At 73.2% G+C, this 15855-nt stretch carries 12 protein-coding genes; 10 read left to right on the forward strand and 2 right to left on the reverse strand.

Translation table 11 applies throughout. The features are described from left to right. Positions 1-67: 67 nt before the first annotated feature. The 10 genes from IEZ12_RS14355 (at position 68) to IEZ12_RS14400 (ending at position 14611) form a co-directional block, all read left to right on the forward strand. Entirely contained in the window at positions 68-1453 is a 1386-nt protein-coding gene (locus tag IEZ12_RS14355) for an efflux RND transporter periplasmic adaptor subunit (protein WP_189272383.1), read from the forward strand. Continuing rightward, complete coding sequence (locus IEZ12_RS14360) at positions 1450-2223, forward strand: ABC transporter ATP-binding protein (RefSeq protein ID WP_189272384.1); 774 nt, start codon at positions 1450-1452, stop codon at positions 2221-2223. Before IEZ12_RS14355 ends, IEZ12_RS14360 begins: the two co-directional genes overlap by 4 nt. Further along, positions 2220-3422 carry an ABC transporter permease gene (locus IEZ12_RS14365; protein WP_189272385.1) on the forward strand — a complete coding sequence of 401 codons (1203 nt, stop codon included), beginning with the start codon at positions 2220-2222 and terminating at the stop codon, positions 3420-3422. The genes IEZ12_RS14360 and IEZ12_RS14365 overlap by 4 nt, the downstream gene beginning before the upstream one ends. A 13-nt stretch (positions 3423-3435) precedes the next feature. Further along, positions 3436-4062: a DUF5666 domain-containing protein gene (locus IEZ12_RS14370; RefSeq protein WP_189272386.1), complete on the forward strand. Its 627-nt coding sequence runs from the start codon at positions 3436-3438 to the stop codon at positions 4060-4062. A 152-nt stretch (positions 4063-4214) separates the two neighbouring features. Continuing rightward, on the forward strand, positions 4215-4976 hold the full coding sequence (locus tag IEZ12_RS14375; protein WP_327063422.1) for a response regulator transcription factor: 762 nt from the start codon (positions 4215-4217) through the stop codon (positions 4974-4976). Continuing rightward, positions 4976-6439 (forward strand): sensor histidine kinase, encoded by a 1464-nt coding sequence (locus tag IEZ12_RS14380; protein WP_189272387.1) that lies wholly within the window; start codon positions 4976-4978, stop codon positions 6437-6439. The genes IEZ12_RS14375 and IEZ12_RS14380 overlap by 1 nt, the downstream gene beginning before the upstream one ends. A 275-nt stretch (positions 6440-6714) precedes the next feature. Then, on the forward strand, positions 6715-8253 hold the full coding sequence (locus tag IEZ12_RS14385; RefSeq protein ID WP_189272388.1) for a cytochrome ubiquinol oxidase subunit I: 1539 nt from the start codon (positions 6715-6717) through the stop codon (positions 8251-8253). An 11-nt stretch (positions 8254-8264) separates the two neighbouring features. Then, entirely contained in the window at positions 8265-9272 is a 1008-nt protein-coding gene (cydB, locus tag IEZ12_RS14390) for a cytochrome d ubiquinol oxidase subunit II (protein WP_189272389.1), read from the forward strand. A 42-nt stretch (positions 9273-9314) separates the two neighbouring features. Further along, the gene (cydD, locus tag IEZ12_RS14395; RefSeq protein WP_189272463.1) at positions 9315-12764 is read left to right on the forward strand and encodes a thiol reductant ABC exporter subunit CydD; all 3450 of its coding nucleotides are present in this window, start codon (positions 9315-9317) and stop codon (positions 12762-12764) included. Between the two features lie 65 nt (positions 12765-12829). Continuing rightward, positions 12830-14611 carry a sensor histidine kinase gene (locus IEZ12_RS14400; RefSeq protein ID WP_189272390.1) on the forward strand — a complete coding sequence of 594 codons (1782 nt, stop codon included), beginning with the start codon at positions 12830-12832 and terminating at the stop codon, positions 14609-14611. An 89-nt stretch (positions 14612-14700) separates the two neighbouring features. On the opposite strand, the gene IEZ12_RS14405 is transcribed toward IEZ12_RS14400, so the two are convergent. Together IEZ12_RS14405 and IEZ12_RS14410 are read right to left on the reverse strand one after the other, a co-directional pair. Continuing rightward, positions 14701-14982, reverse strand: a complete 282-nt coding sequence (locus IEZ12_RS14405) for a hypothetical protein (protein ID WP_229847531.1) — start codon at positions 14980-14982, stop codon at positions 14701-14703. Between the two features lie 64 nt (positions 14983-15046). After that, on the reverse strand, positions 15047-15855 hold an 809-nt coding region (locus IEZ12_RS14410), incomplete at its 5' end, for an HAD family hydrolase (RefSeq protein WP_189272392.1).

A 15855-nucleotide genomic window follows, 5' to 3' on the forward strand; every position in this document is an offset into this window, starting at 1 on the left:
ACGCTCCCAGCCCGCTGCCAGGCGCCGCACAGGGGGGCGCAAGAGCCCGGGGCGATGCTTCTGCGCCATGAAGGTGCTTCCGCGACGGCGTGGTGCCGTCCTCGTCAACTCCGCGCTCGGCGTGGCCCTGCTGGGCGGGGCCGCGCTGGCGTACACCACCCTGGACAGTGGGACCGGCAAGGCCGCCACCGGGTCGAAGGTCCGGACGGCCACGGTCGCCAAGGGCACGGTCCAGGCCACCGTGTCCGGATCGGGCACGCTGTTCTCGCCCTCCGACGCCGGCCAGGACTTCGTCACCGGCGGCAGGCTGACCGCGGTGAAGGTCGCGGTCGGCGACACGGTGAAGAAGGGCCAGGTGCTCGCCACCGTCGACACCACCACCGCCCAGCAGCAGGTCGACCAGGCGCAGTCCGCGCTGACCGCGGCCGAGGCCAACCTGACCAAGGCCGAGGCCGGCGAGACGGTCACCACCACCGTCCCCGGCAGCGGCTCGGGCGGTTCGGGTTCGGGCGGCTCCGGAGGCTCGTCCGGCCGCGGCGGTGCCGGCGCGGCCGCCGCGTCCACCCCGCAGCCGACCACCACGACCACCGTGAAGGTCGACCAGGCGCAGGTCGCCCAGGCCCAGCAGCAGGTCGACAACGCGCAGAACACGCTGACCAACGCGAAGTCCGCGCTGGCCGGCACCACGCTGACCGCCACCACCGACGGCACCGTCGCCTCGGTCGCCGGCAAGGTCGGCGACACCGTCTCCGGCGCCGGCTCCGGCAGCTCCGGCGGTTCCGGCGGTTCCTCGACGAGTGCCAAGAGCGGTACCGGAAGCGGCAGTTCGAGCACCACCCCGACCGGCTTCGTGGTGCTGACCAACCCCTCCGGGATGGAGGTCACCGCGAACTTCTCCGAGCTGGACTCGCTGAAGCTGAAGAAGGGCCAGACGGCGACCGTCGCCCTGAACGCGCAGTCGGACACCAAGCTCGACGCCACCGTGCTGTCGGTCAGCTCGCTGCCCTCCAGCTCCACCAACGGCGCCGTGCAGTACGGCGCGACGCTGCAGATCACCGGCGACACCTCCGCGCTGCGCACCGGGCTGAGCGCCACCATCTCGGTGATCACCGGCTCCGCCGAGAACGCCCTGTCGGTGCCCACCGCGGCACTGCAGGGCACCGGCGCCACCCGCACCGCGACCGTGCAGCACGAGGACGGCTCCACCGAGCGGGTGCAGGTGACCGTCGGCATCGAGGGCGACAGCACCGTGCAGGTCACCGACGGCCTCACCGAGGGCGAGAAGGTCGAGCTGACCGCCACCACCGCGGGCACCGGCAACGGCTTCCCGTCCGGCAGCTTCCCCGGCCTGAACGGCGGCGGCGGGTTCGGCGGCGGCACCGGCGGCACCGGCGGCGGTGGGGGCGGCGGCCGCAGCGGCGGCGGCAACGGCGGCGGGGGCTCGCGCGGATGAGCGGCGGCAAGCCCCCGGTGATCCAGATCCGCCGGGTCACCAAGTCCTACGGCCACGGCGACGCCGTCGTGCACGCCCTGCGCGGCCCGCTCGGCCCGGACGGCGCGCCGCTCGGCGTCGACCTGGACATCGCCGAGGGCGACTACGTGGCGGTGATGGGCTCCTCCGGCTCCGGCAAGTCCACCCTGATGAACATCCTCGGCTGCCTGGACGTGCCCACCGCCGGCCGCTACCTGCTGGACGGCGCCGACGTCGGCCACCTCGACGAGGGCCAACTCGCCCTGGTCCGCAACCGCAAGATCGGCTTCGTGTTCCAGTCGTTCAACCTGGTGCCGCGCACCACCGCCCTCGCCCAGGTCGAACTGCCGCTCGCCTACGCGGGCGTGAAGGCGGGCGAGCGGCGCCGCCGGGCGCTGGCCGCGCTCACCCTGGTCGGTCTGGCCGAGCGGGCCGGGCACAAGCCCAACCAGCTCTCCGGCGGCCAGCAGCAGCGCGTCGCGGTGGCCCGCGCCCTGGTCACCGCGCCCGCGATGCTGCTCGCCGACGAGCCCACCGGCAACCTCGACAGCCGCTCCACCGAGGAGGTGCTGGGCATCATCGACGGCCTCAACGCGCGCGGCCGCACCGTGGTGGTGATCACCCACGAGGACGAGGTGGCCCGGCACGCCAAGCGGGTGGTCCGGCTGGTCGACGGCGCGATCGTCTCCGACGTCCGGCAGGCCCCCGTCGACGGGCCGCCGCCGGCCCTGGCCGCGGGGGTGGTCGCATGATCGCCTGGCAGATGATCCGCTTCGCGGTCGGCGGCCTGGCCGCCAACAAGGTCCGCTCCGCGCTGACCATGCTCGGCGTGCTGATCGGCGTGGCCTCGGTGATCCTGCTGCTCGCGGTCGGCAACGGCTCCTCGGTGGCGGTGAAGGAGTCCATCACCTCGCTGGGCACCAACTCGCTGACCGTCTCCTCCTCGGCCTCCCGCGGCTCCGTCACCGCCGCCAAGAAGCTCACCGTGGAGGACGCCAAGGCGCTGGCCTCGGCCACCGACGCCCCGGCCGTCAAGTCGGTCGCCCCGGTGGTCACCACCAGCGGCACCGCGCTGTACGGGAACATCTCGTACCAGCCCGGCCAGATCGTCGGCACCTACCCGGCGTACTTCGAGACCGCCAACCAGAAGATCGCCCGCGGCGACTACTTCTCCGCCGACGACGTGCTGAACTCCCGCAAGGTCGCGGTGCTCGGCTCCACCACGGCGAAGGAGCTGTTCGCCGCCGAGGATCCGATCGGCAAGAAGATCACCATCGGCGGCACCCCGTTCACCGTGACCGGCGTGCTCACCACCAAGGGCTCCACCGGCTTCAACGACCCCGACGACGTGGTGATCGCCCCGTTGCCGACCGTGCAGAACGCGTTCACCGGCTTCGGCTCGGTCAACCAGATCCTGGTGCAGGCGACCTCCGCCGACACCACCGCCGAGGCGCAGGCCGACATCACCCGGATCCTGATGGGCACCCATGCCGTCAAGGACCCGGCCAAGGTCGACTTCCGGATCAGCAACCAGACCTCGCTGCTGAGCGCCCGCGAGTCCACCACCAAGACCTTCACGGTGCTGCTCGGCGCGGTCGCCGCGATCTCGCTGCTGGTCGGCGGCATCGGCATCACCAACATCATGCTGGTCACCGTCACCGAGCGGACCAGGGAGATCGGCATCCGCAAGGCGCTCGGCGCGCCCCGCGCGGTCATCCTCGGCCAGTTCCTCGCCGAGTCCACCCTGCTGTCGGTGATCGGCGCCGGACTCGGCGTGCTCGCCGGGATCGTCGGCTCGCACTTCTCGGTGGTCGGCATCAAGCCGGTGGTGATCCCCGAGTCGGTGCTCGGCGCGTTCGCCATCGCCGTCGCCATCGGCCTGTTCTTCGGCAGCTACCCCGCCAACCGGGCCGCCTCGCTGCGCCCCATCGACGCCCTCCGGCACGAGTAGAAGGAGCCCTTTCATGTCGGACGAGCAGGAGCTGCTGGCCACCGCGCCGGACGCCCGCGACATCACCGCCGAGCTGGCCGCGCCGCCGCGCCGCAAGCTCCCCTGGCCCACCCTGGTGCTCTCCGGCGGCCTGATCGCCGTGCTGTCCTTCGCCGGCGGCGTCTGGTACCAGAAGGGCGACAACAGCGGCGGCAACGGCGCCGCCCGCGCCTCCGGCGGCCAGTTCCCGGGCGGCCAGCAGAACGGCGGCCGCCGCAGCGGCGGCCAGGGCGGCTACGGCGGCGGCCAGGGCGGTCAGCTGCCCGGCGGCGGCCAGTTCCCGGGCGGCGGCGGCTTCACCCGCGGCACCGTCAAGTCGGTGGACGGCAGCACCGTCTACCTGACCGACGCCAACGGGAACACCGTGAAGGTCACCACCGGCGACTCCACCAAGGTCACCACGACCAAGGAGGGCAAGGTCGGCGACCTGCAGCCCGGCCAGAGCGTCACCGTGCTGGGCAGCAAGGGCGCCGACGGCTCCTACAGCGCCACCCAGCTCACCGAGGGCGGCGCGGGCGGCTTCGGCGGCCGCGGCGGCCAGGGCGGTGGCCAGGGCGGTCAGGGCGGCGGATCCGGTACCGGTTCGACTACGGGCGGATGACCGATCAACCCTTCATTCACTTGACGTAGCCTGCCCGGGCTAGGGTCTGTCTGACGATGTTCGGTCGGGTGCGCCCGGCGGAGCTCGTCCGACCGTCCCGGAAACCGCCCGGGCCGGCCTCATTCGTCCCGGCCGGGAGGCGGAGCAAGATCGTGTCAGGCGCAGTGCAGTCGAGCCCGTCCGCGGCGGCCCCGGCGGGCGGTGAACCGTTCCTGCTGGTGGTGGACGACGAGCCCAACATCCGCGAGCTGCTGTCGGCCAGCCTGCGGTTCTCCGGTTTCCGGGTGGCCTCCGCCGCCACCGGCCAGGAGGCGCTGGACGCGGTCGCCGCGGAGCGCCCCGACCTGGTGGTGCTCGACGTGATGCTGCCCGACCTGGACGGCTTCACCGTCGTCCAGCGGCTGCGCGACCAGACCCAGTGGCCGGGCAGCCCCGAGCACGTCCCGGTGCTGTTCCTGACCGCCAAGGACGGCACCGGCGACAAGGTCCAGGGCCTGGCCGTCGGCGCCGACGACTACGTCACCAAGCCGTTCAGCCTGGAGGAGCTGATCGCCCGGATCCGGGCGATCCTGCGCCGGGCCGGCGGCCCCGCCGACGACGGCCGCCTGGTGGTGGCCGACCTCACCCTGGATCCGACCGCGCACGAGGTCACCCGCGGCGGCGTCCCGGTCTCGCTCTCCCCCACCGAGTTCAAGCTGCTGCACTACCTGATGGCCAACGTCGGCCGGGTGGTCTCCAAGGCGCAGATCCTCGACCACGTGTGGGCCTACGACTTCGGCGGCGACCTGTCCATCGTCGAGTCGTACATCTCCTACCTGCGCCGCAAGCTCGACTCCGGTCCGGTGCACGGACCCAAGCTGATCCACACGGTGCGCGGCATCGGCTACGCCCTGCGCCGCCCGCCGAACGGCTGATGGCGCGGTTCTCGCTGCGGGTCCGGCTGCTGGTGCTGGCGCTGCTGCTGGTCACCACCGGCCTGGTGGTCAGTGACACCTGGGTGCTCGGCACCGTCCGCAGCCAGCTGGTGGAGCGCACCGACCAGCAGCTGGAGCGGTACGCCGAGCCGCTGTCGCGGCGCGCGCCGTCCCGCCAGCAGTCCCAGGTGTCGGTGTTCAGCCCGCAGACGCTGAGCCGCCGCACCGGCCAGGCGCTGCCCAGCGAGTACGTGGTGCGCTACCTGGCCGCGGACGGCACCGTGCTGTCGGTGCTGCGCCAGCCGCTGACCGACTCCGAGCCGGCCCCGCAGCTGCCGGCGCTGACCGCCGCCGCGCTGACCCGCCGGGAGGGCGAGCCGTTCACCGAGAAGGTGCCGCGCGGCAGCGAGTGGCGCTCGCTGGTGCTGCCGCTGCAGCGCACCGCCGCCGGCGACTTCGGGTCGCCGCGGTTCGTGCAGGTCGCGGTGCCGTTGGACGACGTGCAGTCCACCATCACGCACCTGCGCACCACCTTCTTCACCATCGGCGGCGCGGTCCTGGCGGGCCTGGCCGGCCTGGGCGCGATCGCGGTGCGGGCCGGGCTGCGGCCGCTGCGCCAGCTGGAGGCGGGCGCGCAGCGGATCGCCGACGGCGACCTGTCGCACCGGATGCCGGAGCTGCCGGCCCGCACCGAGGTGGGCCGGCTGTCGGCGGCGCTGAACCGGATGCTCACCGACATCGAGACGGCGTTCGCCGACCGGGCCGCCTCCGAGCGCCGGATGCGCCGCTTCGTCGCGGACGCCTCGCACGAGCTGCGCACCCCGCTGGCGGGCATCCGCGGCTTCGCCGAGCTGCACCGGATGGGCGCGCTGGACGACGTGGACCGGGCGATGGACCGGATCGAGTCGGAGGCGGTGCGCCTCGGCGGCCTGGTGGAGGACCTGCTGATGCTGGCCCGGCTGGACGAGGAGCGCCCGCTGAACCTCGCCCCGATGGACCTGCGGACGCTGGCCGCGGACGCCCTGCACGACCTGACCGCGCTGGACCCGGGCCGCCCGGTGGCGCTGACCGGCCCGCGCGGCGAGGGCGCCCCGCAGCCCGCGCCGGTGCTCGGCGACGAGGCCCGGCTGCGCCAGGTGGTGACCAACCTGGTGGGCAATGCGGTCAAGCACACCCCGGCGGGCACCGCGGTGCGGATCGGGGTGGGCCGGCTGAACGGCGAGTGCCTGTTGGAAGTCGCCGACCAGGGGCCCGGAATGACGGAGGATCAGGCCGCGCTGGTGTTCGAGCGCTTCTATCGGGTGGACGCCTCGCGGGCCCGGCGGGCGGGCGAGGGCGGGGGATCGGGTCTGGGACTGGCGATCGCCTCCGCGCTGGTGGTCGCGCACGGCGGTGAGCTGACCCTGCACACCGCGCCGGGCGACGGCGCGGCCTTCAGGGTGGTCCTGCCGCACCAGCGCTGACCTGTGCTGAGGTGGCGTCAGCGCGGTCGGTGTCAAGCGCCGTTCGGTACAGCGGCGCCTCCCGGCGGCGGCTTGTGGGGGCCCGGACGGGCGGCAGATCATTTGACTCGTTCGGAGAACACCCCCCCCCGTGCATTTGCACTGATAAGCATCATGGATACTGCTTCTTGTGAACGTGTTCACGTTCACAAGCGGACAAGCTTGGGCAGGTTCGGCGCGGTCGCGTGCTAAATATGCTTTTTGTCCGGTATGCACATCCTGTGAGAGAGGGCGCAGTGGACCTAGCAGTCGCTCACGAGACCATCTCGCGATGGCAGTTCGGCATCACCACCGTCTACCACTTCCTCTTCGTCCCGCTCACCATCAGCCTGGCCTCGATCGTGGCCTGCCTGCAGACCGCGTGGGTGCGTACGGGCAAGGAGAAGTACTTCCACGCCACCAAGTTCTGGGGCAAGCTCTTCCTGATCAACATCGCCATGGGCGTGGTCACCGGCATCGTCCAGGAGTTCCAGTTCGGCATGAACTGGTCCGACTACTCCCGCTTCGTCGGCGACGTGTTCGGCGCCCCGCTGGCGATGGAGGCGCTGATCGCCTTCTTCTTCGAGTCGACCTTCATCGGACTGTGGATCTTCGGCTGGGACAAGCTGCCGAAGAAGATCCACCTCGCGTGCATCTGGATGGTCGCGATCGGCACCGCGCTGTCCGCGTACTTCATCCTGGCCGCGAACTCCTGGATGCAGCACCCGGTCGGCTACCGGATCGACCCCGTCACCGGCAAGGCCCAGCTCACCGACATCGTCCGGGTGCTGACCCAGAACACCACCCTGGTGCAGGTCTTCCACACCCTCACCGCCGCCTTCCTCACCGGCGCCGCCTTCGTGGTCGGCATCGCCAGCTACCACCTGTGGCGCGCCAAGCAGGGCAAGGAGACGGACCGCCGCAAGACCGCCGCGATGCGCACCTCGCTGCGCTTCGGCCTGGCCATCGCCGTGGTCGCCGGCCTCGGCACCGCGATCAGCGGCGACACCCTCGGCAAGGTGATGTTCGAGCAGCAGCCGATGAAGATGGCCGCCGCCGAAGCGCTCTGGGACACCCAGGCCCCCGCCCCGTTCTCGGTGTTCGCCGTCGGCGACGTCTCCAAGGGCCACAACTCGGTCGCCCTGGAGATCCCCGGAATACTCTCCTTCCTCGCGCACAACGACTTCTCGTCCGAAGTCCCCGGCATCAACGACATCGCCGCCGCCGAGGCCGCCCAGCACGGCGGACAGCCCACCGACTACATCCCCAACATCTTCGTCACCTACTGGGGATTCCGGCTGATGATCGGCTTCGGCATGACGTCCTTCGTCGCCGCGCTGATCGGCCTGTGGACCACCCGCCGCAAGTTCTGGCTGGCCCCCGAGCACCGCACCGGCGAGGACGAGCCGCCGAAGCTGATGCTCACCAGGAACCGTGAGATGAACGTCTTCTTCACCCGGTGGAGCTGGCGGATCGGCATCCTCACCATGGGCTTCCCGCTGGTCGCCAACAGCTTCGGCTGGATCTTCACCGAGATGGGCCGCCAGCCCTGGGTGGTGTTCGGCCTGATGCGCACCCGCGACGCGGTCTCCCCCAACGTCAGCGTCGGCACCCAGGTGCTCGGCCTGGCCACGCTGACCGCCCTGTACGCGATCCTCGCCGTGATCGAGGTCAAGCTGCTCGCCAAGTACGCCGCCGCCGGGCCGAACACGGACGAGAAGCCGCCCGCCAAGGACCCGACCCTGCGCGGCCCCTCGGACGAGGACTCCGACCAGCCGCTCGCCTTCGCGTACTGAGGACGGATCACATGCACCTGCAAGACTTCTGGTTCATCCTGATCGCCGTCCTGTGGATCGGCTACTTCTTCCTGGAGGGCTTCGACTTCGGCGTCGGCATCCTCACCCGGCTGCTGGCCCGCAACACCGCCGAACGCCGCGTCCTGATCAACACCATCGGCCCGGTCTGGGACGGCAACGAGGTGTGGCTGCTCACCGCCGGCGGCGCCACCTTCGCGGCCTTCCCCGACTGGTACGCCACCCTGTTCAGCGGCTTCTTCGTCCCGCTGCTGATCATCCTGGTCTGCCTGATCGTCCGCGGCGTCTCCTTCGAGTACCGGCACCAGCGCGACAGCGAGCGCTGGCAGCGCAACTGGGAACTCGCCATCTTCTGGACCTCCCTGCTGCCCGCCTTCCTGTGGGGCGTCGCCTTCGGCAACATCGTCCGCGGCGTCGCCATCGACCAGGACAAGAACTACGTCGGCACCTTCTGGGACCTGCTCAACCCGTACGCGCTGCTCGGCGGCCTCACCACCCTGGCGCTGTTCACCTTCCACGGCGCGGTGTTCACCGCGCTGAAGACCACCGGTGACATCCGGCACCGGGCCCGCGTCCAGGCCACCGTCCTCGGCCTGGTCACCGCGGCCCTCGCGGCGGCCTTCCTGATCTGGACCCAGGTCCACACCGGCAACGGCTGGAGCCTGGCCGCGCTGATCGTCGCGGTGCTCGCCCTGGTCGCCGCGCTCGGCGCCAACCAGGTGGGCCGCGAGGGCTGGGCGTTCGGCTTCAGCGGCGTGACCATCGCCGCCGCCGTCGGCATGCTGTTCCTGTCGCTGTTCCCCGACGTGATGCCCTCCACCCTGAACGACGCCTGGTCGCTGACCGTCAGCAACTCCTCGTCCTCGCCCTACACGCTCAAGGTGATGACGATCGTCGCGGTGGTCTTCACCCCGCTGGTGCTGCTCTACCAGGGCTGGACGTACTGGGTCTTCCGCCGCCGGATCGGCGTCCAGCACATCCCCGCCGCCGCCCACCACTGACCCGCCGTCGCAGGAGCACACCTGATGGAACGCCAGCAGCGGATGCGTCCGATCGACCCCCGGCTGCTGGCGTACGCCCGCACCACCCGCGCCTTCCTCGCCGGCTCCGTGCTGCTCGGCGGGGTGGGCGCGGCCCTGCTGGTCGTCCAGGCCGCGCTGATCGCCGACCTGGTGGTGCGGGCCTTCCAGCGCGGCCAGTCCCCGCTGTGGGGGCCGCTGCTCGGCCTCGCCGCCGTCACCGTCGGCCGGGCGCTGGTCGCCTGGCTGACCGAACTCACCGCCCACCGCTCGGTCGCCACCGTCAAGTCCACCCTGCGCCGCCGCCTGCTCGACCACGCCACCGCGCTCGGCCCCGGCTACCTGACCGGCCGCCGCACCGGCGAGCTGGCCACCCTCGCCACCCGCGGCGTCGACGCCCTCGACGACTACTTCGCCCGCTACCTGCCGCAACTCGCCCTGGCCGTGGTCGTCCCGCTGGTGGTGCTGGCCCGGATCCTCGGCGCCGACTGGGAGTCCGCCGCGATCATCTGCGTGACGCTGCCGCTGATCCCGCTGTTCATGATCCTGATCGGCTACGCCACCCAGGCCCGCACCGACCGCCAGTTCGCCGGACTGTCCCGGCTCTCCCACCACTTCCTCGACGTGGTGGCCGGCCTGCCCACCCTCAAGGTCTTCGGCCGGGCCAAGACCCAGGCCGCCGCGATCGGCCGGATCACCGAGGACTACCGCCGCGCCACCCTGCGCACCCTGCGCCTGGCCTTCGTCTCGTCCTTCGCGCTGGAACTGCTCTCCACCCTCTCCGTCGCCCTGGTCGCCGTGTCCATCGGCTTCCGGCTGGTGGGCGGCACCCTCGACCTGGAGACCGGCCTGCTGGTGCTGGTCCTCGCCCCCGAGGTCTACCTGCCGCTGCGCCAGGTCGGCGCGCTCTACCACTCCAGCGCCGAGGGCCTGGCCGCCGCCGGGAAGATCTTCGAGGTGCTGGAGACCCCGCTGCCCGGGACCGGCCGCCGCCCCGCCCCGCCGGTCGCCGGCGTCGACCTGCGGATCGAAGGGCTGACGGTCCGCCACCCCGGCCGCGCGCAGGACGCCCTGCACGAGGTCTCCCTGGTGGTGCCCGCCGGACGCACCACCGTGCTGACCGGGCCCAGCGGAGCCGGCAAGACCACCCTGGTGAACGCCGTGCTCGGCTTCGTCCGCCCGGACGCCGGCCGGGTGCTGATCGGCGACCAGCCGCTCGCCGACACCGACCTGGCGAGCTGGCACGCCCAACTCGCCTGGGTCCCGCAGCACCCCCACCTGTTCGCCGGCACCGTCGCCGAGAACGTCCGGCTGGCCCGCCCCGACGCCACCGACACCGAACTCGCCGCCGCCCTCGCCGCCGCCCGGGTCGACTTCGCCGACCCCGGCACCCGGCTCGCCGAGAACGGCCACGGCCTGTCCGCCGGCCAGCGCCAGCGCCTCGCCCTGGCCCGCGCGCTGCTCGCCGACCGCCCGTTGCTGGTGCTGGACGAGCCCACCGCGCACCTCGACCCCGTCACCGAGGCCGCCCTGCTGGAGACCCTCGGCCGGCTCGACCGCACCGTGCTGCTGATCACCCACCGGCCCGCGCTGGTCGCCCTCGCCGATCACCACGTTCAGCTGCCCGGCACGGCCGCCGTCGCCGCCCCGGCGATCCCGGCTCCGGCCGCGCAGCCCGCCGCGCCCCGGCCCGCCGCGCCCCGGCCCGCGGGCGAGGAGGAACCGCCCGCCGAGCCGGCCGCGAAGCCCCGGCTGTGGCCCGCCGTGCTGCTGGGCTCGCTCGCCCTCGGCTGCGCCGTCGCGCTGATGGGCACCTCCGGCTGGCTGATCTCCCGCGCCTCGCAGATGCCGCCCGTGCTGTACCTGATGGTGGCCGTCACCTCGGTCCGGGCGTTCGGCATCGGCCGCAGCGTGTTCCGCTACGCCGAGCGGCTGGTCTCGCACGACGCCGTGCTGAAGGCCCTCGGCGGGATCCGCACCGCCGTCTACCGCCGGCTGGAGCAGCTCGCCCCGGCCGGACTCCCGCAGTTCCGGCGCGGCGACCTGCTGTCCCGGCTGGTCGCCGACGTGGACGCCGTGCAGGACTTCCACCTGCGCTGGCGGCTGCCCGCCGCCGTCGCCGCCGTGGTGTCGCTGGCCGCCTCCGCCGCCCTCGCCGCCTTCCTGCCGCTCGCCGGACTGGTGCTCGCCGTCGGCCTGCTGCTCGCCGGGGCCGTCGTCCCCGCGCTGGAGCGCCGGATCTCCGGTCGCACCGAACGCCGGCACGCCCCCGCCAAGGGCGAACTGGCGACCGCCGTGCTGGACACCCTGACCGGCACCGCCGAACTGACCGTCGCCGGCGCCCTCCCCGCCCGGCTGCGCGCCACCCGCGGCGCCGACGCCGAGCTGACCCGGCTGGCCGGGCGCTCCGCCGCGTCCGGCGCGCTCTCGGCGGGCCTGGTCGCCCTGGTCTCCGGCCTGACGGTGGTGGCCGCCGCCGCGGTCGGCGTCCGCGGCGTCGCCTCCGGCGCGCTGCCGGGCGTCTGCCTGGCGGTGGTGGTGCTGACGCCGCTCGCCGCGTTCGAGGCGGTTGCCGGGATGCCCACCGCGGTGCGGTTCCGCGAGCGCGCCCGGGCCTCCCGGGAACGCCTCGCCGAGGTGCTGGCCTCGCCCCTGCCGGTGGTCGAGCCGGCCTCGCCGAAGACCCTGCCCGCCGAGCAACTGCCCATCCGGGTCAGCGACCTGACCGCCCGGTGGCCCGGCTCCGCACGCGACGCGCTGCGCGGCGTCGACCTGGAACTGCGGCCCGGCCGGCGGGTCGCCGTGGTCGGCCCGTCCGGCTCCGGCAAGACCACGCTCGCGCACGTGCTGCTGCGCTTCGTCGAACCGTCCGCCGGCTCGGTGCGGCTGGCCGACGACGGCCCCGACGCCGTCGACACCCGCGAGCTGGCCGGCGAGGACGTCCGCCGGGTGATCGGCCTGTGCGCCCAGGACGCGCACGTCTTCGACAGCTCGGTGCGGGAGAACCTGCGTCTCGCCCGCCCCGACGCCGACGAGTCGCGGCTGCGCGCCGCGCTCGCCCGGGCCCGGCTGCTGGACTGGGTGGACGGCCTGCCCGAAGGCCTGGACACCATGGTCGGCGAGCACGGCGCCCGACTCTCCGGCGGCCAGCGCCAACGCCTCGCCCTGGCCCGCGCGCTGCTCGCGGACTTCCCCGTGCTGATCCTCGACGAGCCCGCCGAGCACCTCGACGTCGCCACCGCCGACGCGCTCACCGCCGACCTGCTGGCCGCCACCGAGGGCCGCACCACCCTGCTGATCACCCACCGGCTCGCGGGCCTGGACGACAGCACCGTGGACGAGGTGCTGGTGCTGGACGACGGCCGGGTAGTGGAGCGCGGCCGCTGGTCGCGGCTGGCGACCCGCCCCGGCGGCCGGCTCGCCGCGATGCTGGCCCGGGAACGGGAGGGCGAGGCCCACCGGGTCGCCGCCTGACGGGTGCCGCGCCCGGCGTTCCGGACGAACCGGGGCGCAACGACTCGAACATGCACACTGGTGGCATGGATCAGCCGGCCGCCGAGAACGGCCCACCGCGCATTCCCGAGATCTCCTCGCTCGGGTTGGACACCCTGGTCACCGAGGTCTCCGAGCGCCTGCAGTCGGCCGCCGCGGTCGCCGACCGGATGCAGCGCCTGCTGGAGGCCGTCGTCTCGGTCGGCGCCGGCCTCGATCCGCACACCACCCTGCAGCGGATCGCCTCCGGCGCCGCCGAACTGGTCGACGCCCGGTACGCCGCGCTCGGCGTGGTCAACCCGCACGGCGGCGGCCTGTCCGACTTCATCCACATCGGCGTCGACGACGCCACCGCCCACCGGATCGGCCGGCTGCCGGCCGGACGCGGCATCCTCGGCGCGCTGATCGACGACCCGCGGTCGCTGCGGCTGACCGACCTGTCCACCGACCCGCGCGCGGTCGGCTTCCCGCCCGGACACCCGTCGATGGTGTCCTTCCTGGGCGTGCCGATCCGGGTCCGCGGCGAGGTGTTCGGCAACCTCTACCTGACCGAGAAACAGGGCGGCGGCTCCTTCACCCCCGAGGACGAGCAGGTGGTGCTGGCGCTGGCCGCCGCCGCGGGCGTCGCGATCGAGAACTCCCGGCTGTACGAGGAGGGGCGCCGCCGCGAACGCTGGATCACCGGCGCGGCGGCCGTCACCACCTCGCTGCTCTCCACCGACGAGGCGAGGATCGCGCTGACCGTCGCCGCCGAACAGGTCCGCGAACTCGCCGAGGGCGCGCTCGGCATGGTCCTGCTGCCGGCCGGCGAGGACCGGATGCGGGTCGCGCACGCCTCCGGCGAACGGGCCGACTACCTGACCGGCGAACTTCTCCCCGAACACGGCCTCGCGCCCCGGCTGCTGGCCGGTGAGACCGTCCGCCTGGACGACCTGGCGGCCGCCCCCGAGATCGCCTCGGACAGTCAGTTCGACCGGCTGGCACGGGGGTTCGGGCCGGCCATGGCGGTCCCGATGGTGTCCTCCGGGCGAGTCCTGGGCGCGCTCTGCGTCTGGCGCGAGGCCGGCGCCGCGCCGTTCACCGGCACCGAACGGAAACTCGCCCAGACCTTCGCCGCACAGGCCGCGCTGGCCCTGCGGCTGGCCGAGTACCAGCTCAACCAGCAGCGCCTGGCGGTCTTCCAGGATCGCGACCGGATCGCCCGCGACCTGCACGACCTGGTCATCCAACGCCTGTTCGCCACCGGCATGATGCTGGAGTCGGCGGCCCGCCGGGCCGTCGTCCCCGAGGTCAAGGAACGCATCGGCCAGGCCGTGGACGAACTCGACGCCACCATCCAGGAAGTCCGCACCACCATCTACGCGCTCCAGCACGGCGACACCGACGACGAACCCGACACCCTGCGCACCCGGGTCCTGCGCGAGGGCAGCCAGGCCGCGGCAGCCCTCGGCTTCCGGCCCAGCATCACCTTCACCGGCCCGGTGGAGAGCCTGGTCGGCGAACAGGCCTCCCGCCAACTGCTTGCCGCACTGCGGGAGATGCTCTCCAACACCGCCCGGCACGCCCGCGCCTCCCACGTCGCGGTCGAACTCGACGCCACCGTCCACCTCGGCCCCGACGGCCGCCCCGTCCCGCCCGACCCCGCCCACCCGGGCCTCCCCGGCGTCCTCCTCACCGTCACCGACGACGGCGTCGGCATCCCCGCCGACGGCCGCCGCTCCGGCCTCCGCAACCTCACCCGCCGCGCCGAAGCCCTCGGCGGCGACGCCTGGCACGAACCCGGCCCCCACACCAGGGGCACCCGGGTCCGCTGGACGGCACGCCTCTGAGGCCGTGACGAGGCGTCAGGCCGCCTCGACCGCCCGCAGCTTGCCCGCGTTCCGTGCGATTTCCTCGCTGTCGAGCACCAGCGTTCCGCTCACGCGGCATCCGCGGAGCCGGCGCCTCCGGGGTGCGCGGCATGGTGGGAGCGGACGCGTTCGACCAGGGCCGCGACCTCGGCCGGGTCGATCGGGCCGTGCTCGTCCTCGGCGGCGGCGATGTATTCGTCGATCGCCTCCCGCTGCAACTGCCGCTGGACGGCCTCCTCGACGTAGGGGGAGACGCCCTGCTTTCCGGCGCGCGCCCGGATCGCCTCAAGGGTCTCGGCCCGCAGGGAGACGGTGGTCACCCTGGTCCGGCCGGGGCGGGAGCTTTCCATGGAAAAAGTGTAGTAATCCATGTGTGAAAACCGGAGGCCCGCGCCGTCGGGCCGTGACGGTCCGTCAGAGCAGGGTTTCGATGACGGCCGCGACGCCGTCCTGGTCGTTGCCGACGGTGTGGCGGGTGACCGAGGCGAGGACCAGGGGGTGGGCGTTGGCGACGGCGTAGGACTGGCCGGCCCAGGCGAGCATTTCGAGGTCGTTGGGCATGTCGCCGAAGGCGATGACTTCGGTGGCGTCGATGCCGTGCTGGGCGCACCAGCGGGCCAGGCTGCTGGCCTTGGTGACGCCGGGGGCGCTGATCTCGACCAGCGGGATGGGGCTGGAGCGGGTGACCTCGGCGAGCGGGCCGACGGCGGCGCGGGCGCGGTCGAGGAACTCGTCGGGGGACAGGTCGGGGTGCTTGCCCAGGAGCTTGAACAGGCCGTCGACCTGGCCGGAGGCGAGCAGTTCGGTGGCCGGGCCGACCGGGTGGTCGGTCTCGGACTCGCCGAGGAAGACGGTGTACCCGGGCTCCCGGGCGAAGCCGTCCGGGAACTCGAACGCGAAGGCGGTGTCGGGCAGTTCGGCGCGCAGCCGCTCGACGACGGTGACCGTGTCGGCGCGGTCCAGCGGGCTGGTCTCCAGCAGTTCGCCGCGTCGGACGTCGACCACCGCGCCGCCGTTGGAGCAGATCGCCACCCCGTGGCCGCCGATGTGCGGGCCGAGGTGGCGCATCCAGCGCGGCGGGCGGCCGGTGACGAACACCACCTGCAGCCCGGCGGCCTCGGCGGCGGCCAGGGCGGCCGCCGTCCGGGCGGAGACCGTCCCGCCGGGGCACAGCAGGGTGCCGTCGAGGTCGGTGGCGATCAGGCGGGGGCGCGGGGAGGCGG

This window comes from Kitasatospora griseola (genome assembly GCF_014648555.1).
GTDB lineage: Bacteria > Actinomycetota > Actinomycetes > Streptomycetales > Streptomycetaceae > Kitasatospora > Kitasatospora griseola.